This is a genomic window from Vibrio aestuarianus (genome assembly GCF_028858425.1).
Taxonomy (GTDB): Bacteria; Pseudomonadota; Gammaproteobacteria; order Enterobacterales; family Vibrionaceae; genus Vibrio; species Vibrio aestuarianus.
In genome coordinates this window covers 424769-451112 of record NZ_JAKNYQ010000001.1, presented here as the reverse complement: position 1 = coordinate 451112, position 26344 = coordinate 424769, and the positions used below count along the sequence as shown (strand labels likewise).

The 26344-nt window shown below is 42.7% G+C and carries 27 protein-coding genes; 15 read left to right on the top strand and 12 right to left on the bottom strand.

Annotated features, from left to right (window positions below):
• Position 1 precedes the first annotated feature (1 nt).
• The 3 genes from MCT08_RS02225 to MCT08_RS02215 form a co-directional block, all read right to left on the bottom strand.
• A complete protein-coding gene (locus MCT08_RS02225; protein WP_274677794.1) occupies positions 2–661 on the bottom strand; it encodes an HAD family hydrolase in 660 nt (219 codons plus the stop codon).
• Positions 645–2264 carry an aldolase catalytic domain-containing protein gene (locus MCT08_RS02220; protein ID WP_274677793.1) on the bottom strand — a complete coding sequence of 540 codons (1620 nt, stop codon included), beginning with the start codon at positions 2262–2264 and terminating at the stop codon, positions 645–647. Before MCT08_RS02220 ends, MCT08_RS02225 begins: the two co-directional genes overlap by 17 nt.
• Before the next feature lie 164 nt (positions 2265–2428).
• Positions 2429–3556, bottom strand: coding sequence for an LPS O-antigen chain length determinant protein WzzB (locus MCT08_RS02215; RefSeq protein WP_274677792.1), 1128 nt, complete (start codon positions 3554–3556; stop codon positions 2429–2431).
• Between the two features lie 371 nt (positions 3557–3927).
• Here MCT08_RS02215 and rfaD point away from each other — a divergent pair, with 371 nt between their 5' ends.
• The 3 genes from rfaD to MCT08_RS02200 all read left to right on the top strand — a co-directional run bounded on the left by rfaD (position 3928) and on the right by MCT08_RS02200 (position 7320).
• Positions 3928–4869, top strand: coding sequence for an ADP-glyceromanno-heptose 6-epimerase (gene rfaD / locus MCT08_RS02210; RefSeq protein WP_172533647.1), 942 nt, complete (start codon positions 3928–3930; stop codon positions 4867–4869).
• A gap of 114 nt (positions 4870–4983) precedes the next feature.
• Positions 4984–6750, top strand: coding sequence for a bifunctional glycosyltransferase family 4 protein/polysaccharide deacetylase (locus tag MCT08_RS02205; RefSeq protein WP_274677791.1), 1767 nt, complete (start codon positions 4984–4986; stop codon positions 6748–6750).
• 9 nt (positions 6751–6759) lie between these two features.
• Positions 6760–7320 carry an acyltransferase gene (locus tag MCT08_RS02200; RefSeq protein ID WP_274677790.1) on the top strand — a complete coding sequence of 187 codons (561 nt, stop codon included), beginning with the start codon at positions 6760–6762 and terminating at the stop codon, positions 7318–7320.
• Here the strand turns inward: MCT08_RS02200 and MCT08_RS02195 are convergent.
• The gene (locus tag MCT08_RS02195) at positions 7310–8497 is read right to left on the bottom strand and encodes an O-antigen ligase family protein (protein WP_274677789.1); all 1188 of its coding nucleotides are present in this window, start codon (positions 8495–8497) and stop codon (positions 7310–7312) included. The two genes, MCT08_RS02200 and MCT08_RS02195, sit on opposite strands and share 11 nt — an antisense overlap.
• On the bottom strand, positions 8498–9223 hold the full coding sequence (locus MCT08_RS02190; RefSeq protein WP_274677788.1) for a glycosyltransferase family 25 protein: 726 nt from the start codon (positions 9221–9223) through the stop codon (positions 8498–8500).
• Between the two features lie 192 nt (positions 9224–9415).
• Here MCT08_RS02190 and waaF point away from each other — a divergent pair, with 192 nt between their 5' ends.
• Genes waaF through MCT08_RS02150 form a run of 8 tightly spaced genes read left to right on the top strand, consistent with a single transcriptional unit; the run spans position 9416 to position 17198 of the window.
• Positions 9416–10450, top strand: a complete 1035-nt coding sequence (waaF, locus tag MCT08_RS02185; RefSeq protein WP_274677787.1) for a lipopolysaccharide heptosyltransferase II — start codon at positions 9416–9418, stop codon at positions 10448–10450.
• Positions 10450–11499 (top strand): glycosyltransferase family 9 protein, encoded by a 1050-nt coding sequence (locus MCT08_RS02180; RefSeq protein WP_261916541.1) that lies wholly within the window; start codon positions 10450–10452, stop codon positions 11497–11499. Before waaF ends, MCT08_RS02180 begins: the two co-directional genes overlap by 1 nt.
• Before the next feature lie 2 nt (positions 11500–11501).
• Positions 11502–12296: a glycosyltransferase family 32 protein gene (locus MCT08_RS02175; RefSeq protein ID WP_274677786.1), complete on the top strand. Its 795-nt coding sequence runs from the start codon at positions 11502–11504 to the stop codon at positions 12294–12296.
• Between the two features lies 1 nt (position 12297).
• On the top strand, positions 12298–13563 hold the full coding sequence (gene waaA / locus MCT08_RS02170) for a lipid IV(A) 3-deoxy-D-manno-octulosonic acid transferase (protein WP_274677785.1): 1266 nt from the start codon (positions 12298–12300) through the stop codon (positions 13561–13563).
• Between the two features lie 14 nt (positions 13564–13577).
• Positions 13578–13958 carry an HAD-IIIC family phosphatase gene (locus MCT08_RS02165; protein WP_274677784.1) on the top strand — a complete coding sequence of 127 codons (381 nt, stop codon included), beginning with the start codon at positions 13578–13580 and terminating at the stop codon, positions 13956–13958.
• A complete protein-coding gene (locus MCT08_RS02160) occupies positions 13949–15532 on the top strand; it encodes a capsular biosynthesis protein (RefSeq protein ID WP_274677783.1) in 1584 nt (527 codons plus the stop codon). Before MCT08_RS02165 ends, MCT08_RS02160 begins: the two co-directional genes overlap by 10 nt.
• On the top strand, positions 15529–16272 hold the full coding sequence (locus MCT08_RS02155; RefSeq protein WP_274677782.1) for a glycosyltransferase family 2 protein: 744 nt from the start codon (positions 15529–15531) through the stop codon (positions 16270–16272). Before MCT08_RS02160 ends, MCT08_RS02155 begins: the two co-directional genes overlap by 4 nt.
• Positions 16269–17198 (top strand): WavE lipopolysaccharide synthesis family protein, encoded by a 930-nt coding sequence (locus MCT08_RS02150; RefSeq protein WP_274677781.1) that lies wholly within the window; start codon positions 16269–16271, stop codon positions 17196–17198. Before MCT08_RS02155 ends, MCT08_RS02150 begins: the two co-directional genes overlap by 4 nt.
• Before the next feature lie 140 nt (positions 17199–17338).
• Here the strand turns inward: MCT08_RS02150 and MCT08_RS02145 are convergent, their stop codons facing one another.
• Positions 17339–18043 (bottom strand): 3-deoxy-D-manno-octulosonic acid kinase, encoded by a 705-nt coding sequence (locus MCT08_RS02145; RefSeq protein ID WP_274677780.1) that lies wholly within the window; start codon positions 18041–18043, stop codon positions 17339–17341.
• Between the two features lie 115 nt (positions 18044–18158).
• Here MCT08_RS02145 and MCT08_RS02140 point away from each other — a divergent pair, with 115 nt between their 5' ends.
• Complete coding sequence (locus MCT08_RS02140) at positions 18159–19235, top strand: glycosyltransferase family 9 protein (RefSeq protein ID WP_274677779.1); 1077 nt, start codon at positions 18159–18161, stop codon at positions 19233–19235.
• Positions 19226–20011 carry a glycosyltransferase family 2 protein gene (locus tag MCT08_RS02135; RefSeq protein ID WP_053309707.1) on the top strand — a complete coding sequence of 262 codons (786 nt, stop codon included), beginning with the start codon at positions 19226–19228 and terminating at the stop codon, positions 20009–20011. Before MCT08_RS02140 ends, MCT08_RS02135 begins: the two co-directional genes overlap by 10 nt.
• Here the strand turns inward: MCT08_RS02135 and MCT08_RS02130 are convergent.
• Positions 19980–21014, bottom strand: coding sequence for a glycosyltransferase family 9 protein (locus MCT08_RS02130; RefSeq protein WP_168787085.1), 1035 nt, complete (start codon positions 21012–21014; stop codon positions 19980–19982). The two genes, MCT08_RS02135 and MCT08_RS02130, sit on opposite strands and share 32 nt — an antisense overlap.
• Before the next feature lie 119 nt (positions 21015–21133).
• Here MCT08_RS02130 and coaD point away from each other — a divergent pair, with 119 nt between their 5' ends.
• Positions 21134–21625, top strand: a complete 492-nt coding sequence (coaD, locus tag MCT08_RS02125) for a pantetheine-phosphate adenylyltransferase (RefSeq protein WP_170899570.1) — start codon at positions 21134–21136, stop codon at positions 21623–21625.
• Between the two features lie 16 nt (positions 21626–21641).
• On the opposite strand, the gene mutM is transcribed toward coaD, so the two are convergent.
• The 5 genes from mutM to radC form a co-directional block, all read right to left on the bottom strand.
• On the bottom strand, positions 21642–22451 hold the full coding sequence (mutM, locus tag MCT08_RS02120) for a bifunctional DNA-formamidopyrimidine glycosylase/DNA-(apurinic or apyrimidinic site) lyase (RefSeq protein WP_171980911.1): 810 nt from the start codon (positions 22449–22451) through the stop codon (positions 21642–21644).
• A 175-nt stretch (positions 22452–22626) separates the two neighbouring features.
• Positions 22627–23094 carry a hypothetical protein gene (locus MCT08_RS02115; RefSeq protein ID WP_168787088.1) on the bottom strand — a complete coding sequence of 156 codons (468 nt, stop codon included), beginning with the start codon at positions 23092–23094 and terminating at the stop codon, positions 22627–22629.
• 251 nt (positions 23095–23345) lie between these two features.
• Positions 23346–23513, bottom strand: coding sequence for a 50S ribosomal protein L33 (rpmG, locus tag MCT08_RS02110; protein WP_010318992.1), 168 nt, complete (start codon positions 23511–23513; stop codon positions 23346–23348).
• A 13-nt stretch (positions 23514–23526) separates the two neighbouring features.
• Positions 23527–23763, bottom strand: coding sequence for a 50S ribosomal protein L28 (gene rpmB / locus MCT08_RS02105; protein ID WP_004728407.1), 237 nt, complete (start codon positions 23761–23763; stop codon positions 23527–23529).
• Positions 23764–24040: 277 nt separating this feature from the next.
• On the bottom strand, positions 24041–24715 hold the full coding sequence (gene radC, locus MCT08_RS02100) for a RadC family protein (RefSeq protein ID WP_274677778.1): 675 nt from the start codon (positions 24713–24715) through the stop codon (positions 24041–24043).
• Positions 24716–25030: 315 nt separating this feature from the next.
• Here radC and coaBC point away from each other — a divergent pair, with 315 nt between their 5' ends.
• Positions 25031–26245 carry a bifunctional phosphopantothenoylcysteine decarboxylase/phosphopantothenate--cysteine ligase CoaBC gene (gene coaBC, locus MCT08_RS02095; RefSeq protein ID WP_176246615.1) on the top strand — a complete coding sequence of 405 codons (1215 nt, stop codon included), beginning with the start codon at positions 25031–25033 and terminating at the stop codon, positions 26243–26245.
• Positions 26246–26344: the final 99 nt, after the last annotated feature.

The following is a 26344-nucleotide window of genomic DNA, read 5'->3' as shown; positions in this document are numbered from 1 at the left end:
ATTAGAATCTCACAGTTGAAAAGTCATCGATAATCAAGTGTTGTTGCAAGTGACATTGCTCAATCATCTTCTCTTTTACATTGGAATAAGGTGCGTAAAACACAAAGTCGATGTGGTTCTGTTGGGCTGACAACATGTCGGATTCAGCATCACCAAACATGACGGCATTTGTGTTGTTTTCTTGCTTAAGAATATTGCGGATAAGCTCAGCTTTTGGCGTTGGTGAGCCAAACACACCATCAAAGTGAGTATCGAGACCTCTCTGGAAAAAAACGTCTCTGAGTTCATTTTGCTCTGAGCCACTTGCGACATATCGTTTACCTTTGCACTTCTCAATAAACGACATAAAGCCGGGCGTCAGCTGCGCCGTTAAGTATAAAGTACGGCACTGTTTGGAGAAATCTGCCAAAATCCGTTGCTCTAGCTCACTTCTTTTTTCTTCTTCAATAGTTAGGATGCTATCTAGAAAGTGAGCAACGTGGTGAAAGCGAGATTTTCCAAAGTTATGGCGAAAGTAATCAACACACTCCGCAATGAGGTCTTGAGCTGAAAAATGCGCCTTCAGTGCATTTTTCATAGCTTCGATTTTCAATTGGTTGGAATCTAAAATGACACCATCACAATCAAAAATGTATACCTCGTATTCACTTAACAGGGGCATAAACAGAGCCTTTAGCAATCGGGTAGCTAGTTGGAGTCAAAGAGGTAATTTCTAGGCTTTTCTCATGAGCATGGTAAAGGTTCAATATGTCTACCATCTCTTGTTGACGAACGTCATCTTGAGCATAACCATCAAAACCAACCACTGAAATCGTATTCACGTTTGATTCCAGTAAAGCACCAAGAACGTAGGCCGTTGTGATGTCATAGGGAGTAGTCGTGTAAGTACCCTGAGTTGCAAACGTCTCTTTTACAACTTCGAGTCCGTAATCAATTAAGTTTACACCTTCAAGCTCTGACAGTTCAGAAGTCGTAAAGCGGCACTTTGGAAGGATGATTGGTTTATCTAACCCTTTGTAGAGTTTTGATTCTGACAAGAACTTTGAGTTGTGAGAAATTGCGTAGTAATCCACTAACTCAGGGGCAATATGCGCTGTTGTATTGATAGAGATAACAACTGGTTGAGTGCTCTTAATGTACATCTCAATTGCTGTTGCGTACTTCTCTGTATTTGGAGCATTAGCAATAATGAGGACATCTTTGCCATCAAAGAGAGCTTGTAAGTCTTGGCTTCCGGTCACTTCAGCCTTACAGTCAGAGAAGCTCAGCGCCGTATCAAGTACAGCACCGTTGTACGATGTTGTACCCTCTAGCTTACTAAGGTAGTCAATCGCACCAATGATTTCGTCAGTGCCGTAGTGGGTACTAGACAACAAATTCTGAATGTAAGTCGGATGCACATCATTTTGAGCGCCTAAGAAGTACAATAAGTTGCTGCCCCATCCATATTCTTTTTGCATCGCCTCAAAGTGGCGAATAACCAATTCATAGATTGGCTTTGGTTGGTATTTAGAGTCACCTTTATCTAGGTAAGCTAACAGACTTTCAGTTTGAGTATTACCTGCACCGCGTCCCATGCCAGTCACGGTTGTATCTAACCAAGAAACACCGGCTTCCATTGCTGAAAGTGTGTTATCTAAGCCTTTGCCCATGTTGTTGTGAGTGTGGATACCCAAAGGGCCCGTCCAATGAGTACGAAGCGCTGTTACGATACGTTGGACTTCTTGGCCATCCATGTTGCCTAGTGAATCCGCAAAGTAAAGGACATCGAGACCTTCCCAGCTGACCGCTTGACGGGCTTTATCTGCAATCACGTCATCAGGCTTACCGCCAGCTTGCATAAGGTTGAAGCCTACGATGTAGCCCAGTTTTTTTAGGTGAGCAACGATAGGTGCTGAAAATTCCACTTCATTGAAGTGTGCGGCAACACGGACTAAGTCAACTTTACTGTTCGCCGCTGGAACAAATAGTGCGTCAATTGCTTCTTTGATTGGCATGCCGGACTCAAGGATAGTTTTGGCATCAACCATCACACCATAGGTCGGACCTTCAGGTAAAGTTAAGGTATTGATGAAATCTTCAGTCGTGTAAGCAAATGCTCCCAAGAAGCCTGATTTAGCGAAGTTGCGTAATCCCAGTTCAACATAATCAATTTTGGCGCTCGCGACACTATTGAGATATTGGTTAACGACTTCAGGTTCGAAGTCCCAGTTATTGTAGTAGCCGCCATCGCGAAGGGTACAGTCTAGTATTGAGAAGCTCATAGGTATTTCTCTCATGCTCGTTTTAATTTTTTAACCTCAGTTGTCACAAGCAACTGAGGCACTTTTAATTCATTTTGAGACAGTCTAATTTCACTATCTCTCTGTTATTATTTGATTTCGACTATTTTCTCTAACCCGCCCAAATAGGTACTGAAAACAATCAATTACTTAGATTCTTTCCTAAACGCAAACCTAACCAACACAACCGCTACCCCCAACATTCCGCCCAACAACGCCCCTAGCACTGCAATAAGTGCTCGTTTGGGTTTATCTCTGTTCAATGGCATTTGGACATCATCTAAATATTGAAAGGTAGCAAACTCTATATCAGGGTTTATTTTTGTGTTGTTAATTAGCGTTAGTTTTGAGTCTATCTGCTGTAAACGCGGTTCAATAACACTCAAGTTTGATATGGTTTTTAACGCATTAATTTTTGCTTCAATAGCTGCACTTCCTAGATTTATGGGAAAAATTTCTTTCCCGCCTAAGTTTTGTATAGGAGTGTCAACCTTTGCTGCTGTCGCTATTTGCAGTGCGTACTCAGCTCGTTGAATTTCAACTTCAAGGTTTTGTTTCGCTTGTAAAGAAAGTGCGGCTTTTTGCTGTAATAGCTCATTCTTTTTAGTGCTAATAATCGCATTTAGGTTTTGCAAAGCATCACGACGCACAATATCACCAACATAAGCAATATAGTTTTGTAATATATTATAACTATCACGCTTTGTTGTTGCCTGCACCTTTAGTTCCATAATGTTTTTATTGCTTTTATCAGGTTGTGACGCAGTTAGTTTACTAAACCATTCATTATACAAACGACGTGTAGCTTCATCGGCATCGGCATCGGCATCTAACTTATTCTTGAAATCTTGAAAAACCGCATTGCTGTCTAAAAAATTACGTTTATTTTTATTCGACTCAAAAGCAATGACAAATGACTGAAATAGCTGTTGAGGCATAACCAAACCATCTAAATAGTTATTCACCAACATCGTACCGTCTTCTTGATAAACGTCAAAAATCGGTTGGTACTGCTTAACTTGAGACTGGTATTGCGTGAAATCTTGAACTTGCGGCACTGCAATCTTCGAGCTACTGCTCCACCACTCTTGCGCCGTTAACGCGTAAGTAATCGCGCCTATCGCAAACACTAGGGTAGTTAAAATGATGATCCACTTCCCTTGCCAAAGAGCGATAAAAAGCTCTTTGAGATCGATTTCATCATTCTGCTCGTAAAAGTTTGGGATTTGTGGGTGAGAAGGATTTGGGTTGGATGACTGGTAATGGTTATTCACAAACTTCCCTTTTTTCTGACATTTAGGCATGCTACCGCCCTTGGGTATAGCCCCAATACGATAATACTTCACTTGGTGTAACAGTTAGTCACAGCATTAATTGGCGAAATTGTACCTTAATCGAGCCAAAGTGGCGATAGTCAGATAGCGAGCTCTTAAACCATCCACAATGTAAGTCCTTTTTCGATCCTCAACTTTATCCAATCTGAACTCTATTTTTTAACTGCGCGAAATAACTGTGATGAAACCGACATATCAACAGCAACAATTGCTCACTCTATAATCAGCTGGTACATCATCTATGCCGCTCTTCCTAATACTTCTTGAAATGTTATACTTCCATGCAGCTAACATTTATTTAGGACAAATCTATGATCATCGTAACTGGCGGCGCTGGCATGATTGGCAGCAACATCATCAAAGCACTTAATGAAAAAGGCATTAGCGACATTCTTGTTGTCGACAACCTTAAAAATGGTCGTAAGTTTCAAAACTTGGTCGACCTTGATATTGCTGACTATATGGACCGTGATGACTTTCTTGCTCAGGTTATGGCTGGTGATGATTTCGGCCCTATTGAAGCGGTATTCCATGAAGGTGCTTGCTCTGCGACCACCGAGTGGGATGGTAAATACATCATGCTCAATAACTATGAATACTCTAAAGAGTTGCTTCATTACTGCTTAGAGCGTGAGATTCCATTTTTGTATGCCTCTTCTGCTGCGACCTACGGTGATACCGACACCTTCGTCGAGGAAAAACAATACGAAGGTGCATTAAACGTTTACGGTTATTCAAAACAGCAGTTTGATAACTATGTACGCCGCGTTTGGCAAGATGCACAACAACATGGCGAGAAGCTTTCTCAAGTCACTGGTTTTCGTTATTTCAATGTTTATGGTCCGCGTGAACAACATAAAGGCTCTATGGCTTCTGTTGCTTTCCACCTTAACAACCAAATGAATGCAGGGGAAAACCCTAAACTGTTTGCAGGCAGTGAAACCTTCCAACGTGATTTTGTTTACGTTGGTGACGTTGCTGCGGTGAACTTATGGTTTATGGACAGTGGCGTATCCGGTATTTATAACTTAGGGACGGGTAATGCTGAATCTTTCCAGGAAGTTGCAAAAGCCGTTATCAAACACCATGGCAAAGGTGAAGTGGAAACCATTCCATTCCCTGAACACTTAAAAGGTGCGTATCAAGAATTTACTCAAGCCGACTTGAGTAAGCTCAGAAGCGCTGGTTGTGATCACAAATTTAAAACCGTAGCGGAAGGTGTGGCTGAATATATGAGCATTATTAACGCTTAGTGATTTTAAGAGGGAGAAATTAACGTTATATTCCTCCCTCTTTACCAAATGTCGCTTTTCCAGAGGAAAGGCTGCGGGACATTTTTAGAGTTCACCAAGCTATAAAGAGAATGTATGAATATTTTGATGGCCTTGTCCCAGTTGGAAGTCACAGGGGCTGAAGTGTATGCAACAACTGTTGGCGATGAACTGACAAATAGAGGACATCGTGTATTCTACGTTTCAGACACCCTAACCAAGTCACATCAAGGGCTATTCTACAAACTCCGCTTTAATAAGCGTAGTATTCCTCGCCGTTTTTGGCACGTTGGCTATCTTATTTATCTGATACAAAAGCATAACATCCAGTTAGTACATGCTCACTCAAGAGCATCGAGTTGGAGTTGTCATATTGCGTGTAAAATCACAGGAACACCCATGGTTACGACAGTACATGGTCGTCAACCGGTACACGCATCTCGCAAGAAATTTCATGCAATGGGCGACAAAGCCCTACCAGTTTGTGAAGCCATTGAACAACAACTCATTACTGAATTGGATGTTCCACAAAGTTCGCTAATCGTTAGTCGAAATGGTATTGAAACTCAAGAGTTCGCTTGGCAAAACGCTCCTCAAAATAGCAAACCTGTTATCAGTATTATTGGTAGGTTAACCGGCCCCAAAGGGGAGCTTTGCTATCGATTACTCGATGAATGTTTAGACTCAGCGAAATACCATATTCAGGTCATATCAGGCTCTAAAATTGAAGCGCGTTTTGATAAGTTTACTTCTGACGTTCATTTTCTTGGTTATTCACAAGATGTTGTCTCAATACTAGCCCAGTCAGACTTAGTCATAGGTGCGGGTAGAGTTGCAATGGAATCCTTGCTGTGTGGAAGACCCACACTAGCAATAGGTGAAGCGAGCGCAGTTGGTATTGTCGATGACAATAATATCACTGCAGCCATGGCAAGCAACTTCGGTGACATCGGCCCTAAAGATCTCGATATTGACTTTACGCAAACTAACCGACACGTAGAGCAAGGGTTGAAAATGAAACACTGCTCACCACAGGTCAGTGAGATCATTAAGCATAGCTATAGCTTATCGAATATAGTCGATCAAATAGAAGATATTTACCAAACAGTTTACGTTGAAAAACTGCGTAAAGAGATGCCAATCATCATGTATCACCGCTTTATCAAAAATGATAGTGAAAAAGGTGTACATGGAACTTATCTTCATATCAATATGCTTGAAAAACACTTCAAGTTACTCAAGCGCATGGGCTTTGAGACTCTGACATTTAAAGACTTGGTAGATAAAAGGCTGATACACCGCCTTGAACCAAGTAAGCGCTATATCATGTTAACGGTTGATGATGGTTATCAAGACAATTACGAACTTCTGCTCCCTTTATTAAAAAAATATAACTTCAAAGCCATTATCTATGTTGTCACTGGTGAAAAGTTTAACCGTTGGGATGTTGAAGTGCCTAACAACCCAGAAAAAGCGGTAGCTTTAATGAATGAAAGCCAATTAAAGAAATTGCATGCATCAGGCTTAGTTGAAATTGGCGGCCATACGATGACTCACCCACGTCTAAGCCAGTTGTCTTATCAACAACAGCAGCATGAAATTATGGAAAATAAAAATCAACTGGAAGCCCTCATTGGTGAATCTTTGGTTTCATTTGCCTACCCTTATGGTGACCATAATCAAGATTCAAAACTCTTAGCGCGCGAGTTAGGCTATCAATTTGCCGTCGCAACCAACAGTGGCCCTTTAGTTATCCATCACGATCCGTATCAAATCCGACGTATTGCCATTTTTCCTAAAACCTCAGTGCTAGGATTGTGGAGAAAAGTTACCGGTAATTATGTATTTAGAAAGAATAAATAGAAGGTTTCTATGGCGAACTTTTCACTACTAGCACGTCTTCGCAACAAAATACGCATTGGTTCAGATAATACTGTCGAAATTGGTAAAAAAACCAGAATACGCTACTGTGATATCCATGTTACAGGTAGTGGCAATAGGTTAGTATTTAAAGATGGAGCTAATTTAAAAGGCGTCTGTATTGAATTAGATGGTAATGATTGCACGCTAATTATTGGCAAAGACTGTGTTATTGGTGAAAACTGCTTTATTTCATGTCGAGAGCGAGGCACTCAACTTACGATCGGTGATAACTGTATGTTTTCACGCAACGTAAAAGTGATGACCAGTGATGGGCACGACATTGTTAAACAAGGTCAGCGAATTAACCCTGCGAAAAGTATCCATATTGGAAGCAGGGTCTGGCTTGCGGATAATGTCACAGTCTTAAAGGGTGCATCTATTGGTAATAACTCTGTCGTAGGTATTAACTCTACATTAACCAAGAGCATTAACCATAACGTAGTTGCTGTTGGCAACCCTGCTAGAGTGATACTAGAAGACACTAGCTGGGCAAATGAGCTTACTTACTAGGTTCACCTGATGATTGTTTATCTAATAATATGGAGCCTCCAAGAAGTAAACTAATTAGATAGACAATATGACTATGGATGAAAGGAACATCTGTTAAAGAAGCAATAGAAAATAGTACCAAAATTGAACAACAAAGGGCCTGATAATGAAAATCTAATGCGTAGCTCCTAAAACATATCAAAGATGAAGCAAACCAAACAGTAACAATCATCAGCCCAATCAATCCGTTTTCCACAAGCAGTTGTAAGAACTGGTTATGTAAATGTGCAAAGCCCCGTATCCACTTCTCCGAACTTGTATCAATACCGAGTCGTAATTGTTCGGAACCAACACCAACAAACAGCCCATCGGTTACCATATCTAATCCATTTTCCCATAGGGTTAACCTTATTCCGATCGATGAACCGTAATCTCCTTGGCTAATTAGGTGAAACTCTTGTATCGTTCTATCCCAGCGCTCTTGCACTAAGTTAGTCGATACAATACCGATGAAAGTAATCAAGATAAGAGCAAATCTTACGATACTATTTTTATCAGTTAAATTGAAAGAAGACTTTGTAACAAATAACGGTACTATAGCGAAAGGTAGTGCTAACCAAACCCCCCTAACATCAGTTAGCAACAGTGCATAACTACAACCTAGAGACGCCATAACTAACATCACTTTTATTAATAACTTTAACTGAGTAGCCCTTAGCGTATATATACAACACAAAAACATAGATGCACTATATAAGGCATATGGTATAGGATTGACCGCCTTGCCAATTCTAACATTACCTATAAAAAAATGCTCATAAATAGCCCAACCACCATTTACAAGAGCCGCACCTAACATCAAGTAGACAACGGCACTTCGACCGACTCTGTACCAAGGCACTAATGTTAAATATAGTGTGGTTACCAATAACGACCTAGCAAACGAAAAAACATCACCTCTTACTATAGTCAGCAGAGAAAAATAACCAATGACCATAAAGGATACTGTTATAAAAAACTTGAATCGATGGTTCTCAAGATTATAAAATGCCGCCTTCCTATGAAATAACAAACAATAAAGGCAAACTAAAACAGTCAGTCTCGAGACGATAAACTTTGTATCTGGGACATTGAAGATAACTGCAAAAACCATGATTGCAGGCGACAACAAAAATAATTCTTCAAATTTTCTTTTCATTTATTTGTATCGTTTATTATATATACTCATCATTACCTTTCGGTATATAACATATAATTCTCTAGTTAATTTTCTATAAAATGGTGGGTGTTTCTCCTCCCCAAGCTGAATCGTCGTATCGAAGTCTTGAACGCTTTCAACCATACTAGGGGAAAATAGGTAGCTTGGTGCATCATGTAAGTATAATGAACCTACATAGTTATCAACCGGAAGAGTCCATCTCACACACCCGTCTACCAATTTTTTGGCAGCTATTGGTGAAATTGCATAACAGAGTAGTCCACCAAAATTATTATCCAAGAAACTAACAGAAAACTCGTCACTTTTTTCTTTCGTATATGTTTGGCTTCGTTCGCCTTTTTCCTGAAGACGGACAAATCCATACTCTTGTGTTACTCTGCTTATAGATTCAAGGAATTGGGTCAAATGAGATCTTACGACAACGTCATCTTCCAAGACTAGGATAGGCTCATCTATATCAATACATTTCTGCCACAGAAGATAGTGACTTGCATAACACCCCATTTCACCTTTGGAAGGCATACGGCCATTCGTCAGCCACAACCGCTTAAAATAATCATATTTCGCAAACAGTGGATGCGGTGGTTCTGCCCGCCCATCAACGGCATCAAAGAACTCAAAATCCAACCCAAGTGCATCTAACTGCTTTTTGATGTTCTCCCTTCTTTCCGGAGAACGCTTTAAACTGATAACGCAGATTTTCATGGATAGACGTCTCACTCTCAAGTGCTGGTGATACAGAAATAGGTCGCCAATTAGACCATAATCATGCTTTTGTTTGAAACGTTTTCAGCACTAGAACACACATTATCGATAAAAGTCGATAAAATAGTGCCGTTATCATCATATCAACATTATGCTATTCTCAGCGTCGATTTGTGAGCAGATAAAAGTCAGATGAAAATTCTTATCATTGGCCCATCTTGGGTGGGAGACATGGTCATGTCTCAAAGTTTATATATGTCACTCAAGCAGCAGCACCCTGAGGCTGAGATAGATGTACTTGCACCAGCATGGTGTAAACCTATTCTCGAACGTATGCCTCAAATCACTAATGCTATCGAGATGCCGATTGGTCATGGTCAGTTCGACTTTTTCGCAAGAAGAACGATGGGTAAAGAGCTAGCAAGCCGCCATTATACTCACGCATTCGTACTACCAAATTCGGCTAAATCAGCACTTATCCCACTCTTTGCAGGCATTCCAAACCGTACCGGTTGGAAAGGAGAGTTTCGCTACGGTTTGCTGACAGATCTAAGGCCAGATAAGCGTGTTTTCCAATATATGGTGGAACGCTATGTCGCGTTAGCTTCACCTAAAGAAGCAATGCAAGAACAAGTGCGATTGGATAATTGCCCAAAGCCTGAGCTGTTCGTTAATATGGTAAGTCAACAATCTGCAAGAGAACGCTTACAACTCTCCTCTAACAAGCCGGTTATTGGTTTGTGCCCAGGCGCCGAATTTGGCCCTGCCAAAAGGTGGCCGGATCAATATTATGCTGAGGTCGCCAAACACGCTATCGATAACGGTTATCAAGTGTGGCTTTTCGGCTCCGCGAAGGACAACGATGTTTGTGAACTTATCCGCAACGCCCTTACTGCTGAGATGAAAAGCTCAATACATAATCTAGCAGGACAAACCTCACTTATTGAAGCCGTGGATCTGTTGGCGGCTTGCCATACCGTCATCAGTAATGATTCAGGATTAATGCATGTCTCCGCCGCCGTAGGTTGTAATATCGTCGCAATTTATGGTTCAAGTTCACCGCAATACACGCCACCGCTAACTGAGCGCTTAGAAATGGTGTATACCGATATTGAGTGCCGCCCATGCTTTAAGCGAACCTGCCCATTAGGGCACTTAAATTGCTTAAATCAGCTGCAACCGGTGCAAGTTATTCAAGCTTTAAATAGATTTATTGGGAAAGATTAATGAAACACCTCTGGTTTGAAAAAGGGGCTTATGCCTCGAAGGCCGCCCGCCAATACTTGAATGGTTATTTTAATCCTTTAGCAATCAAGAAAATTGCCGTCATTCGCCATGCTGCGCTCGGTGATCAAGTCATTGTGCGCCCATTTTTGATTGAAGCTCGGAAGTTCTTCCCTCATGCAGAAATAACATTGGTCACCGTTTCAAACTACCTCTATGGAACACCAACAGAGTTAGCGGATAAAACAGTGGTAATGAAAAGCCGTGAGGATTCAAAACACTTATCACTCAAGCAAAAATGGCAAGACTACAGCCAACTGGAAGAGCAAGATATTATATTTGATGTCGCTGGGACAAATCGCTCTTACTGGATGACATTACTGACTAAAGCAAAACTCAAAGTTGGCTTTCCTTACACGCCATTTTTATGTGGCACCCTGTATAACTTGGCAGTATTTCGCTCTGACTTCCAACCAGAAGTAGAATGCATGCTCGACATGCTTAAAATCCTTGGCCACAACCCAAGCTATCCTCTCGATTTTGCCTACCCAGACAACAGGCAACTTTGTGATTTTGAAACACCTTACCTTGTCTATTTCAGTGGTGCTTCACAGCTGAGAAAAATCTTATCTAAGCCTGAAATGCGTGCTGTCATCGAGCAAACTATTGAGCAGCAGCCCAATGTAAAACATATCTTCCTTGAGGGAAAAAATGAGTTTGAAAAAGGTGAGTATCTACAGGATCTTGCAGAGGCTGGAAAATTAACGATTCAGCCATGCTTACCTTTAGATGAATTAGTCACGTTTATTGCGAAAGCAACGTTAGTGATTGCTCCAGACACTGGCATACGCAATGTGGCCATATCGACCCACACACCAACTGTTGGTATTTTTTACGCTACCGTCCCTTTTCGTTATACACCATTGTATGAAACACATACGATCGTGATGAATGCCAATGGTGAAAAGCCTTCTACTGAGCAAATTACTGCAGCGATTACTGCCACATTGAAACTACGCTCGATAACCGTAAAAAGCAGACAGGACCAATAAATATGAGCCAAGTAACCGTATTAATCGCCAACCGACTAATCCGCTTGACCGGGAATATTTTTAAAATGCTCGCTTACCCATTTCATTGGGTGTTTCCAAAATTGCGTTTTACCATTCCGGCTTATTCATCAGCAAAATGGGCACGCTCCAATCGCAGCGCTATTCCACGTACAATTTGGCAAACCAACTTTACCGATCAAGCCTCCCTACCCGTTTATATTAACTACTTATTTAATCGATTAATGTCGCTCAATTGTGACTATCGTTATGTAAGTACTGAAGCCCGTGGTGAGTATTTACGAACCCACGCATCAACTGAAATCTATGACGCTTACATGCGGCTAACCAACGGCGCTGCTCAAGCCGATTTATGGCGTTTAGTCGTACTCAATAACGAAGGGGGCGTCTATATGGACATTGACGCAACTTTGGTATGGTCTCTCGATAAACTGATTGGCGATGAACAAGAAGCGGTTTACATAAAAATTGATAATAATACCCGTTTTACCAACTACTTTATCGCCTCAGCACCTAATAATAACGACCTCAGCCAAGCAATTGAAAAAGTACTACATAACATTGAGAACTATGACCCCAAAATGGGCGTTTATTATTCAACCGGGCCTGGCGTATTTGATGAATTACTAAAAGGCAGAGAAGACCTTTGCACAAAAGATAGAAAATACGTTTGTATTCAAGGTAGTTTTACCAATGAACATTTTCAATATATAGATCGCCCTCGTTCGAAATGGACTCACATTAATCCAGATGATTTGGTAAAGAAAAAGGAACAGTAGAGTGGTGATTCGTACTCTCTATACCTTACTTCTCTGTGTAGCTTCTCCTTTTTTAATGTGGGGCTTGTACAAAAAGCGGCCGGGCAAGCCGTGCGTTGGTGCTCGCTGGAAGGAGCATTTTGGCTTCACACCACCGCTTAAAACTAATCAATCCCCTATTTGGATCCACGCAGTATCGGTTGGAGAAACGCTTGCCGTTTCTCCACTGATAAAAAAACTCAAATCACAATATCCCGATCAACCGATTGTGATTACCACCACAACCCCAACAGGTGCAGAACAAGCGGCTAAATTACGAGGCATCGCCGAACATCGTTATATGCCATTTGACTTTTCTTTTGCCGTGCGCGCTTTCATCAAACGTATAAAACCGAGTCAAATGCTGATCATGGAAACGGAATTGTGGCCAAACACATTACATACGGTTTCAAAAGCAGGTATTCCTATTACTGTTATTAATGCTCGCTTATCTGAGCGCTCATGTCGACAGTATGCTAAATGTCAGCCGATTTTTAATTTACTAGCATCTAACTTAACGCGTGTACTTTGCCAATATCCAGATGATGCACAGCGCTTCATGCGACTCGGATTACCTGCGGACAAAGTAACAGTCACCGGTTCGATGAAGTTCGATATCAATATCGATCAACAAACCATAGAAAAAGGCCAGCAGTTAAGGCATCAACTAGGTAAAGAACGACCAATTTGGATTGCCGCAAGCACTCACCAAGGTGAAGATGAGCAAGTGTTAGCAGCCCATGCAAAAGTGCTGAAAAAACAATCTAACGCATTGCTTATTCTTGTCCCGCGCCACCCTGAGCGATTTAATGCTGTTTTTGAGTTGTGTAAAACACAATTTATTAGTGTGCGACGAACTGAAACAGAGACTGAACTTGATCCAGAAGTACAGGTCTATCTGAGTGATACAATGGGAGAAATGCTAGTACTCATGGGATCTGCTGACATTTGTTTTATGGGTGGAAGCTTACTGGGTGACAAAGTCGGTGGGCATAATTTACTCGAGCCAGCTGCGCTTGGTTTACCCATGTTGACTGGCCCAAGCTATTACAACTTCAGTGAAATCACTCAAGCCCTCAATCAAGCCGATGCTTGTGTGATCACACAAGATGCAGAGCAAATTGCACAAAGCCTTTGTGAATGGTTCACTGATAACAAACAGCGTATTCATCGAGGCAAGCAAGGTTATCAAATCGTAGAACAAAACCGTGGCGCTCTTGCCAAAACACTTGAATATTTAGATTTATAAAGAGAAAACTCTTAATGAAACGACTAATTGTTGATCTTGATGGGACACTAACTCAAGCCAATACTTCCGATTATAAAAACGTCCTACCGAGAATGGATGTGATTGAACAACTGCGGAATTATAAGCAAAAAGGGTTTGAGATTGTGATTTCAACGGCGCGTAATATGCGCACTTATGAAGGTAACGTCGGCAAAATCAATATCCACACTCTTCCTATCATTATTGAGTGGCTGGATAAACACCAAGTTCCGTATGATGAAATTTTAGTGGGCAAACCTTGGTGTGGGCACACCGGCTTTTATATTGATGATCGCGCCGTACGCCCTACCGAATTTGCCTCAATGAGTTTGGAAGAGATCCACCAACTCCTCGAGAAGGAAAAATCATGTTCCTGATAATGTCTGGTGCCTATGTCGGGCAAGAATTGGAATCTGAATTTGGGCGTATTCCACCTAGCTTTCTACCTTTAGGCAATCGACCTCTTTTCCAACATCAAGTCGCTTTAGCGCCGCAGGGGGTGCAGATCTATCTCTCCTTGCCCGAGTCGTTTACCATCTCAGAAATCGACAGTCAGTGGCTTGAGCAGCATCAGGTGACGATTATCGCTACGCCTGATGGACTGAGCCTTGGCGCTTCTTTGGTTGCTGCACTCAATATTAGTGGCCACTCACTTAATGCACCACTGCACATCCTCTACGGTGATACGCTTTTTAATCAACTTCCTGTTGGAGATGATATTGTCAGCGTTTCCACCGCGAAAGACAGTTATAACTGGGCCGTATTGACTAATGATGAAGTTGATTGGCTACAAGATACCAACACTCCAATGAATCACGAAAGTCAGCGGATTATCGATGGCTACTTTAAATTCAGCCGCCCACGTGAACTGGTTCGCAGTATTACACAGAGTGAGTGGCAATTTATTGCTGGTCTTAACCGCTATCATAAAAACGTAGGCTTAAGTGCCGTCAACTCGATTGGCTGGCTCGATTTTGGTCATGTGAATACTTACTACCATTCCAAAGCTGAATTCACAACTCAGCGCGCCTTTAATGAGCTCACTATAACCGCCAAATGGATTGAAAAATCGAGCATAAAGAACCAAAAAATAGCCGCTGAAGCTTACTGGTTTGACAATCTGCCGATGACAATGCGTGGTTTCATCCCACAATATTTAGGTAGTCAAAACAGCGAGGGGAAAATTTCCTATCGCTTAGAATATCTCTACCTCACTGCGCTGAATGAGTTATTCGTTTTTTCCAAGCTGCCGAGTCAAATCTGGCAAAAAATCTTAGCCAGCGCGGTGGAGTTTTTAAGCCTGTGCCTTGAGCAACCTACCAAGCCGGATGATCCCATCAATACTCTCGACATACTGTTTGCCGATAAAACCGCTCTACGCCTTAACGAATTCTGTGCATCGCGGCACATCTCTTTAGACGATAAATGGCAGTTTGCAGGACAAGAGGTTTCGCTCGCGCAAATTCTGCGTGATAGCCAAAAACATCTGCCTGATGGCAAACCCTTGTTAGGGGTCTTACACGGTGATTTCTGCTTTAGCAACATTTTGTATGACTTCCGAGCCAACAAAATTAAGACGATTGACCCTAGAGGGATGACGCCTGACGGGCAGAAAACACTGTATGGTGATATCCGCTACGATTTAGCCAAGCTGAGTCATTCAATTCTTGGTTTGTATGATTGGATTATTGCCGGTTACTACCATGTTGAGATTGGCGACAAAGCGATCGAATTAAAGATTGCCGAACAGAGTCATCATAAAGAGATACAACAAGGTTTTATCGAACTAATTGAACAGACTTTCGGACTAACAGCCAAAAATCTCTACGCGATGCAAATTCAACTATTCCTTTCCATGTTGCCTTTGCATGCAGATGATCGCCGTCGCCAAGATGCCTTGTTTGCCAATGCGTTCCGTCTCCATCAAATGTTATTGAGGCTTGATCAATGATTGTGATCCCAATGGCGGGAATGAGTTCTCGCTTCTTTAAAGCCGGTTATACCCAGCCCAAATATATGCTTGAAGCCCACGGTCAAACCCTGTTTGAACACTCAGTCAACAGCTTTGCTGCCTATTTTGCTAACACTCCGCTTCTGTTCATTGTGCGCAATGTTTACGACACCGCGGCGTTTGTGCGCGAAAAAGCCACCCAGCTTGGCATTAAACAGTTTTACATTGCTGAATTGCATACAGAAACTCGCGGCCAAGCCGAAACGGTGACTTTAGGCTTAGAAGAACTAGCAAAACAGGGCGTAGACCATCAGGGCTCGATCACAGTGTTTAACATCGACACATTCCGTCCGAATTTTGTATTCCCTGACATTAGCCAGAACAGTGATGGCTACTTAGAAGTGTTTCAGGGCAGCGGTGACAACTGGTCTTTCGCCAAACCAGAACATGCTGGCAGCACCAAAGTGATCCAAACCGCGGAGAAAAATCCGATCTCCGATCTCTGTAGTACAGGGCTTTATCACTTCAATCGTAAAGAGGATTACTTGGAAGCGTATCGCGAATACGTTGCCAGACCGAGCCAAGAATGGGAGCGAGGCGAACTATACATTGCGCCACTCTACAATTTGCTCATTCAAAAAGGGTTGAATATTCACTACCACTTGATCGCACGCCATGAGGTCATTTTTTGTGGCGTGCCTGATGAGTACACGGACTTTTTGAGGCAACCACAACCATGATCAAGATTGATGATGAAGCGATCACCTTTGTTGTGCAGGGACCGGTGCAAGCCAGTGCCGGTCGTCAGCAAATAGCCGGCATCACAGAGCAGTGTTTGAACTCTATACGGCGCTTTTTTCCTAAATCGACCATCATTCTGTCGACTTGGAAAGGGCAGCCGCTGGATGGGCTCGATTACGACCAAGTGTTGGAATTGGATGATCCCGGCTCAAATTCCGTTTTTTATGACGGTCAGCCGATCAAACTTAATAATAACCGTCAAATGTACAGTACCCATATGGGGCTGAAAGTGGTAAAAACGCCTTATGCGGTTAAGCTACGTACCGATAACCTGCTTACTGGTCGCCAATTTGTTGAGCTGTATGAACAATATGCCGATATCCCCAGAGCGCAGAATTATCAATTTTTGACTCAGCGAGTGCTCACCAGCAGCACGTTTTTTATTTCGAGCCACTATGGGCATCCGGTTCATTTTCATAAAAGCGATCTGTTTGACTTTGGCCTGACTCAAGATCTCCTGACCATTTGGTCTGATCGCTGGATACCAGAACTCCACTTCACGCTTAAACCAGGCTACAAAGCACGCCACCCAGCAACAGAGCAAGTTTTATGTCTGAATTGGATCTCAGCGCTACTCGGTGAAGAGCATCATATCGAGAGTAAAACCGGCGATCATGCTGGCTTAGGTGAAGACTTTTGGCCACAATTTATGGCCAATAACTTACTCATGGATAGCCCAGAAAAAATCGGATTGGACGTAACTGACCGCTTCTATAAACGAGGTAATCTTGCACTTGAGTATGATCTTAAAGATTGGCTGTATCTTAACCAAATAACATCAATACCACGTGATAAGAAACGTCTGTACCGTTACTATAAAAATAAAGTTGGCCGTATACTTAAAAAGCTCCATTCTCTGAGTTAAATATCACCCTCTAACGGCTGTGTTGCCTAATTTAAAGAAAGGTAAATCAGCCCAGAGTGCATACCTTTTAAACAGCATAACGAGTTTCAGGCATACCTAGCCCTGCAAGTTTGTTCAACACTTTGATCATGGAGTAATTTTTATTCTTCAGTTTTACAATTAGAAATAATAATAAACGCTTCAGTACTCCAATGAATCCCTCGCTTACCCACTTCTTTCTCAAACGATCGCTTCAATCGTTCCAGATTTCCTTGTTTCCAGCTATTCCCGCTCTGTTGATAACATTTATCAAAATCAATAATCCATACCTTCTCTTGGTCATCAATTAAGATGTTATGAATATTGAGATCGGTGTGATTGACTTGTGCATCGTGCATTTTTCGGATTTCTCGACCTATTTTTTCATACATTTCGGTCGGTAATGGGCGTTCTTGTAAAATAGACACCAGATCGCGGGCGTTCGGGATTTTTTCGCTGAGTAAATCGGCCTGATAGCAAAAAGTACGCTTCACTGCTCGCGCTGCAATCGGCCGTGGAACATTCACCCCAGCCTCTCTCAGTGTATTGAGTAATTCGAATTCTTGAAAACTGCGAGTTTTCGGCCAACCAGAAAAAAGGTAGTGGTCATTAACTAACTTACCGAACAATCCACCACGCTTATAATGGCGTAGTGCAGCCTCTACCTTTTCAGCTTGTACAAACCATGTTGTGCCACGTCCAGTGGCACTCCCAATCACTTTACCGGCTTGTTGCCAAAATTCAGGACTGAAACAATGCAGAGGATTTTCCGCCAACAAATGCTCATCATACCAAATCGTTTGATTCTCTTTTTTCAGCGTTTTCATTGTTCCACTTTTGCCATAACGGTATCAACTTAACCCAACCATTTCTCTTGGTATTTTACATTTATCAGCGCTGTCTGCATAATTCTTACTAACTTTCTCTATACCGATGTCACTTATGGCTCTTTTTTCTTCCGCTCCTTGCTCTATTTGTGTATTACGACTGTCAGCTATTGGTGATGTTTGCAATGCAGTAGCCGCTGTGCAGGCGATTCAACATCAGTGGCCTGAAACCCAAATCACATGGATCACCGGAAAGCTAGAAGCACAATTGATTAATGACTTGCCGAATGTGAACGTGATTGTATTCGACAAAAAACAAGGGTGGAAAGCGTATAAAAAACTGTGGGCAGAACTCAAAGGGCAATCATTCGATGCCCTATTGCATATGCAATATGCGTTTCGCGCCAGTATTGCCACGCTTGGCATTAAGGCTAAATATAAACTCGGTTTTGATGTAGCCCGCAGCCAAGATTTCCAACACCTATTTACCAATGTAAAAGTGACATCGCCTCAAGCACCTCATGTATTAGATGGCTTACTCGCGTTTGCAGAGTGCCTTGGAGTCAAAAAACAAGAACCTAAGTGGTCACTAACTTACTCGGATTCTGATCATCAATGGGCTAAGCTGCACCTTTCAGATTCAAAGCGTAATTTAGTTGTGGTTCCTGCCGCGAGTAAGGCCTATAAAAATTGGACCGCTGAAGGTTATGTAGAAGTGATAACTCATGCTCAACAACTCGGTTGGCATGTCATTTTAGCGGGTAGCCCTGCGCAAATTGAAATTGATCTAGCGGCCAAAATAACGAGTAAACTTACTCAGCCGATATTTAATCTAGTCGGCAAAAGCCAGCTTAAAGAGATGTTGGCCCTACTCGACTTCGCCGATTTAGTGATAGCCCCAGATACAGGCCCAACGCACATGGCCAATGCGATGAATACACCTGTATTGGGGTTGTATGCACACCATAATCCACAGCGTACTGGGCCTTATCAATACCGCGATTATGTGGTGTCGGCCTATGAAGAAGCTCTGCTTGCAGAAACGGGCAAAACGAAAGACCAAGTAAGTTGGCGTACCCGCGTAAAAGACAAACAAGCGATGCAACGCATTCAACCGCACAATGTGATCCAAATGTTCGATAAAATGGTCACTGATTTTCAGCTAGCCCCAATTTCAGAGGAATTATTGTGAGCAAACCTACTTTAGCCGTTGCGCTGATCGTTAAAAATGAAGCGCAACATCTGCAAGCTTGCTTGGAAACTGTTCATCAATGGGTAGATGAAATCGTCGTCTTAGATTCAGGTAGCAGTGATAATACCGAAGAGATCGCGCGCCGTTATACTGACAAGTTTTTTGTCAACTCGCAGTGGCCCGGGTTTGGCCCACAGCGCCGCTTAGCGCAGTCGTATGTCGAGTCTGATTATGTGTTGTGGTTAGATGCAGATGAACGCGTGACCAAGGAGTTAAAAGATAGTATTCAACAAGCGGTCGCTGCTAATAAACCCAATACACTGTATCAATTTGCCCGTTTAAGTTGGGTTTTTGGCCGCTATATCCGTCATTGTGGCTGGTATCCTGATCGGGTATTACGCCTCTATCCGACTCAATTAACTCAATACAATGATGCCTTAGTACACGAAAAAGTCGAAGTGGCTGATGGAATGAAAGTCGCTAAGCTTTCTGGCGACGCGATTCACTATACCTACAACGATATTCATCACTACTTGGTAAAATCCGCTGGTTATGCTAAAGCTTGGGCGGAACAACGAGAAAAACGCGGTAAAAAAAGCAGTATTAGCCAAGGTCTTTTGCATGCTATTGGCTGTTTTTTGAAAATGTATGTTGTAAAAGCAGGCTTTTTAGATGGTAAGCAAGGCTTCTTGCTCTCTTTATTATCGGCGCACTCAACCTTTGTTAAATACGCCGATTTATGGGTTAGAACCAGTACTGAGCCACCCAAGGATTAAGCTCAGCTAACACTGCATTAATATCAATGCGGCTCATATCAGCCTGAGTTTCTTTGTCCGCTGCTTGCGGTGGACAAAATGCAATGTGGCGGCCTTGTGAGTTCAATGGCCGCCAACGAAGTGGTGTGGCTGAACGTTTGGCGGGGAAAAATCCAACGGTTGGTACATCAATCGCTGCCGCAATATGTAAAGGCCCAGTTGAGCCTGCTATAAAAATATCAGCGCAAGCAATCGAGCGTGAGAAATCAACAAGCCCTTCATTTTTATCATACAGTGCCGCTCTTCCACCTTTTTCTGCAATTAATGCGTTTAATTGCGCCGCTTTCGCCTCTTCACCAGGCCCTGCCGTGAGGATAATTTCTTTCTCGCCATCAAGCCCCATCACTAACTGCGTGTATTGCTCTAGCGACAAATTATTCGCCGAACCTCCGCTTCCGGCGTGTACAAACACCCACGGTTTACTGGTATCGAGATGAAGTTGCGCTGCCAGCTTGCTTTTTTGTTCAGCAAGCATCGCTTGGTCAAATTGCAAATAAGGTGCGCTCGGCTCGACAACCTCTTTACCAATATCATGTAAAAAAGCGCGCACCAAATCCAAGTTATATTCATATTCCGGTTTTGCCGATTGAGAACGTTTTTGCTTAATTCGTTTGTTGTAAAAAATTTGAGCAAATTTAGTCGCTGGCGCTAAACGATAAGGAATACGAGACTTCCAAACTAATAGTGCATTGTAAGTGGTCGAGAATAGGTTGATAGAAGCATCAAAGCGTTGCTGTTTAATCGCTTGAATACATTGCTTTTTCTGCGCAGAGGACGCGTTATCTGTTGGGTCGACCATCACTGCATCAATCCATGGGCAAAGCTTTGCCAAAGCTACCGTATAATTGGGCACTAATGCGGTAATATGACAATCAGGCAGCGATGCTTTCAACATTGCAAAACTTGGCCATGCCAGCATAAAGTCACCAATTTTGTCGTTACGGATCACCAACAACTTCTTCATCGTCTCTTCTCTCGTTTTGTCTCGCTGTCTATTGCGGGTTACATCATACCGAGTTCAATAGGTTATTTTGAGTCTTTTTGTTACTATCAATGCGAGCTAACTGTTATGAGTCTTCCGTTGTGAGTCAAAAAAGAATCTCTCGCGTTATTTACCCAGGCACTTTTGATCCCATCACCAATGGTCATTTAGATCTTATTGAGCGTGCCGCCAGCATGTTTGATGAGGTGATCATCGCGGTTGCCGCCAGCCCAAGCAAAAATACCATGTTTACTTTAGAAGAACGGGTCACGTTTGCCAGCCAAGTGACTCAACACCTAGGCAGCGTTACTGCTAAGGGGTTTTCAGGGTTAATGGTCGATTTCGCACGCAATGAAAAAGCCAATGTGCTGATCCGAGGTTTGCGTACTACGGTCGATTTCGAGTATGAATTTGGTTTAACCAATATGTATCGCCGCCTAATGCCAGGGCTAGAAAGCGTATTCCTAACGCCATCTGAAGAGTATGCGTTTATATCTTCAACTATTGTGCGTGAAGTGGCTATCCATGGCGGCGAGGTGGATCAATTTGTCCCTGAGATCGTCGCTAAAGCGCTACATAGCAAAAAAATCTAACACTTATTGGTCCAACCTACTTTTGGCAAGAAGAGCAAAAAAATGTATTTCGTTGAGCTATTTTTTGCTCTTCAATTGCTTCACCACACACAGGGCAAGGCTGCTTTGCTTTGCCGTACACATTGAGTTCTTGAGCAAAATAGCCCGGTTTACCATCCGCTTGAGCAAAGTCTTTTAAGGTGGTACCACCTTGTTGTATCGCGCTCGCCAGTACTGATTTTATCTCGCTCACGAGACGAACCCACTCACCCTCTGAGATTGAATTGGCAGGTCTTGTTGGGTGGATTCGCGCATTAAACAGTGATTCACTCGCATAAATATTACCGACCCCAACCACCACTTTGTTTTCCATAATAAATTGTTTAACGGCAATACGCTTACTCTTCGCTTTATGAAGCATATAATCGGCACTGAATTCTTCGGTTAATGGTTCAGGCCCAATATTACTGAGCACCGAGTGACTTTGCCCTTTTTCACACCATAACCATGCACCGAATCGACGCGGATCGTTGTAACGCAAAACTTTACCATTGGTCAGTTTGAGATCAACGTGATCATGCTTACCCGCAGCAAAATCGCAATCGAGTACACGCAATGAACCCGACATGCCCAAATGAACAATGGCACTGCCAATATCCGTTTCTATTAATAAATATTTCGCTCGGCGCGAGATGGTGCGAATCACTTGCCCTTCTAACTGTTTCAATTCTTGCGGAATATCCCAACGCAATTTAGGGGTGCGAAAAGTCATTAATTGGATAGTTTGCCCAACCAAATGAGGGGTAATTCCCATTTTACTGACTTCAACTTCTGGTAATTCAGGCATAGTACTTCTCGGCTGTGTGTTGATTCAACGGACGATAAAAAATATCTCCTTCCTACTTGAAGCGGCAGCGGTGTTGGCTAGGTTTGCTCACCCAATCACATCGTTTATCTATGCTCATGGGAATGAACTCACTTGCCACCTACCTACAACTTCAAGTTGTTTGGGTATCGAAAGTTTATTGTGGAAAAAGAAAATTCCTATCCGCAGAAACGGCTATCCATTTGTCTTGCCAATTTTTTAATAGCCAAAATTGCGGTGTTTGATAATAGGTGATCCTTTGTGGCTCTTCCTGATCGGTATACCAAACTTCGACCGTTTGTGGATTACGCAATATAGGAGATAGTGAATCATAAGTCGCATCATCGACTTCCGTTCCCACTAAATCTTGCCAGCGTTGAGCCAATATTTCAGGTGCCACCGATACCGGTTGGCTTGAACGCCAACGGCTTTGATTCAGTTCGAGTGACCAATCAGTAAAATGCAGAGCCTGTAACTGTGCTGTTGGGTTCAATAGATGAGGATATGGGTTAACAGGCGGGTCAATAAGATAGGTTTTGATCACGGTTGGTAAGTTAAGAATGGCAATAAAGGCGACAATGGCCAATATAAGAATGTTATTCCAACGACGGCGATTAATATGCATGACGGCTATCCCTAAGAGTTTCTCTTCTCAATCCCACGAGCGAAGGTTGTTCTATCGATAACTTAGCACACTCTCACCACTGCGGAAATTCTTATCCCCTCCCTAGCGGGCGAGGTTTGTGGTCAATATCACGTCCAAAGTTATACCCAAACCACTTAAAGTTGCAGGTAGGAAGGGTATATCCTAAATAACAGGCAATAAAAAACCCAGCCTAAGCTGGGTCTTTCAATACTTCCAAAGAGGAAAATCAATTACTTGATTTTGCCTTCTTTGTAAAGAACGTGCTGGCGAACTACTGGATCAAATTTCTTGATCTCAAATTTGCCTGGCATGTTACGTTTGTTCTTGTCAGTTGTGTAGAAGTGACCAGTACCTGCAGAAGATATTAGTCGAATTTTCTCACGAATGCCTTTAGCCATTGTTCAATTCCTCTTAAACGTTTTCGCCACGTGCACGGATATCAACAAGAACAGCATCGATGCCTTTCTTATCAATAATACGCATGCCTTTAGCAGTTAGACGTAGTTTAACAAAACGTTTTTCGCTCTCTACCCAGAAACGATGAGTTTGTAGGTTCGGCAGAAAACGACGCTTAGTAGCATTTCGTGCGTGTGAACGGTTGTTACCCGTTACTGGACGCTTACCAGTTACTTGGCATACTCGGGACATGAATGTCTTCTCCAAATCGTTTCAGCTCGATATCAACCTTGGTGGCCGAACCTCTTTCTCGATGAATTAAGAAGTTTGAGGTTAAAAACCGTTATGGAAAATCCATACAAGGCTATCAAAGGTCGCGTATTATACTAACTTGACATGCATTGCTCAAGACCCGAACAGATCCTTTTTACGGATTTGGTGATCTTTTTTTAAGCAGAGCTGATTTAGGTTGATAATTTAGTGGGCGAATCATACCAGAATAATCTTAACTCACAACATAAAATGTGATTCAAATCCACCCTCTTTCTGCAAAAGAAACCACCTCTCCATCCCCAACCACAAAATGATCGAGGACACGGATGTCTACAACGGCCAGAGCATCGGTTAAGCGGCGCGTTATTCTGCGATCGGCTTGGCTAGGCTCAGCAACGCCTGACGGATGATTGTGCGCTAAAATTAATGCCGCTGCATTATGCTGCAGCGCTCTTTTTACGACTTCGCGCGGGTAAACGTTGGCCGCATCAATTGTGCCCTCAAATAGCACTTCATCACTAATCACGCGATGCTGATTATCTAAAAATAATATATAGAAGGCTTCACGCTGGCGATCTCGCAATACGCTCGACAAATACAATTTGGTTTGTTCTGGGCTGATTAATGCGTCTCCTCTTTTTAAGGTTTCCGCTAAATAACGCTTGGTCATTTCCAAAACGGCCTGTAATTGAACGAACTTTGCTTCCCCTAACCCTTTATGACGACAAAACTGATCCTGATTAGCAGAAAAAAGCGCTCGTAGTGATCCAAACTCTCGCAATAAAAAATCTGCAAGCTCTAAAACATTCATTCCTTGCGTACCAGTGCGTAAGAAAATGGCTAATAATTCCGCATCGGACAATGCTTGTGGGCCTCGAACCAGCAATTTTTCACGTGGCATAGATTCCAATGGCAATAGTTTAAGGCTCATTGTTCAGTTTCCGTTTAACAAACAAGGCCCATTCAAGCCAATAAAAAATGAAAACCGCAATTGGTGTTCTTTGATTTGCGATTCACCATTGTGTTTGCTGAAATTGATAAAACTATTAAAGCTTAAAATTCCCCACTAGCATGCGCCTCTTTTACTTATACCGACTCAAACACCATTTACTCACCACGTTCTTGGGCGACTTTAACTATAGCAATACGTTGAATTTTGATTTTCGTCATTTTTGATGCTTGTTCTACAACCTAACAGTGTCAGTCAGTTGTGGTAATATGCCAGCAGAAATATTGGAGATAGACCATGCAAACACTCGCTGGAAAGAAGATTCTGCTCGGCATTAGTGGCGGTATCGCTGCCTATAAATGCGCAGAGCTAACACGCCGTCTGATTGAACGCGGCGCTCAGGTTCAAGTAGTGATGACTCACGCCGCCAAAGAATTCATTACCCCTCTCACTATGCAGGCTGTGTCGGGCCGCCCGGTTTCCGATAGCTTGCTTGACCCAGCAGCAGAAGCGTCGATGGGCCATATTGAGCTCGCCAAATGGGCAGATTTAGTGCTGCTCGCACCCGCAACGGCTGATTTAATTGCACGCATGGCGGCGGGAATGGGCAATGATTTGCTCACCACTTTGATCCTTGCAACCGATGCCCCTGTTGCGGTATCTCCAGCAATGAATCAGCAGATGTATCGCAATATTGCTACGCAAGAGAACATTGCAACACTTGCACGTCGTGGTATGACAATTTGGGGACCCGCAGCGGGTGAACAAGCGTGTGGTGATATTGGCCCAGGTCGTATGCTAGAACCCATGCAGTTGGTTAACCATTGCGAAGCTTTTTTCCAAGCCGATTCTCTACAGACTTCACCTTTACAAGGTAAATCCATATTAATTACCGCAGGTCCAACCCGAGAGGCGATAGACCCGGTACGCTATATCACCAACCACAGTTCAGGAAAAATGGGTTACGCCATTGCCCAAGCGGCTGCCAAACTTGGTGCTGATGTGACCTTAATTAGTGGCCCAGTCAATTTAGCGACACCACAGCAGGTACAACGTATTGATGTAGAAAGCGCGAGCGACATGTATCAAACGGTAATGCAACATGCTCAATCTCATGACGTGTTTATCAGCTGCGCGGCAGTGGCAGACTACAGACCGCAGATAGTTGCCGATCAAAAGATCAAGAAAACCGACGACAGCGAACAAATGACGCTGACGATGGTTAAAAACCCAGATATCGTCGCCAGCGTTGCAGCAATGACAGAACATAGACCATTTACTATTGGCTTTGCCGCAGAAACACAAGATGTCGAAAAATACGCACGCAATAAGCTGATTAACAAGAAATTAGATATGATCTGTGCCAACGATGTTTCTGTTGCAGGACAAGGCTTCAACAGTAACGATAATGCGTTGACCGTTTACTGGCAAGGTGGCGAACAAGCTTTACCTTTAAGTTCAAAAGCGGAATTAGCGCGCGCTCTGATGCTATTAATCAACGACAAAATGTAAATGTATCCCAACGTTCTTTGCGTGCTTACTGTCGCGGTTTAAGAACGTTGGGTGCTAAAATCATCATCAAGTTCAATCATTTTCATTTTTACGCTACGC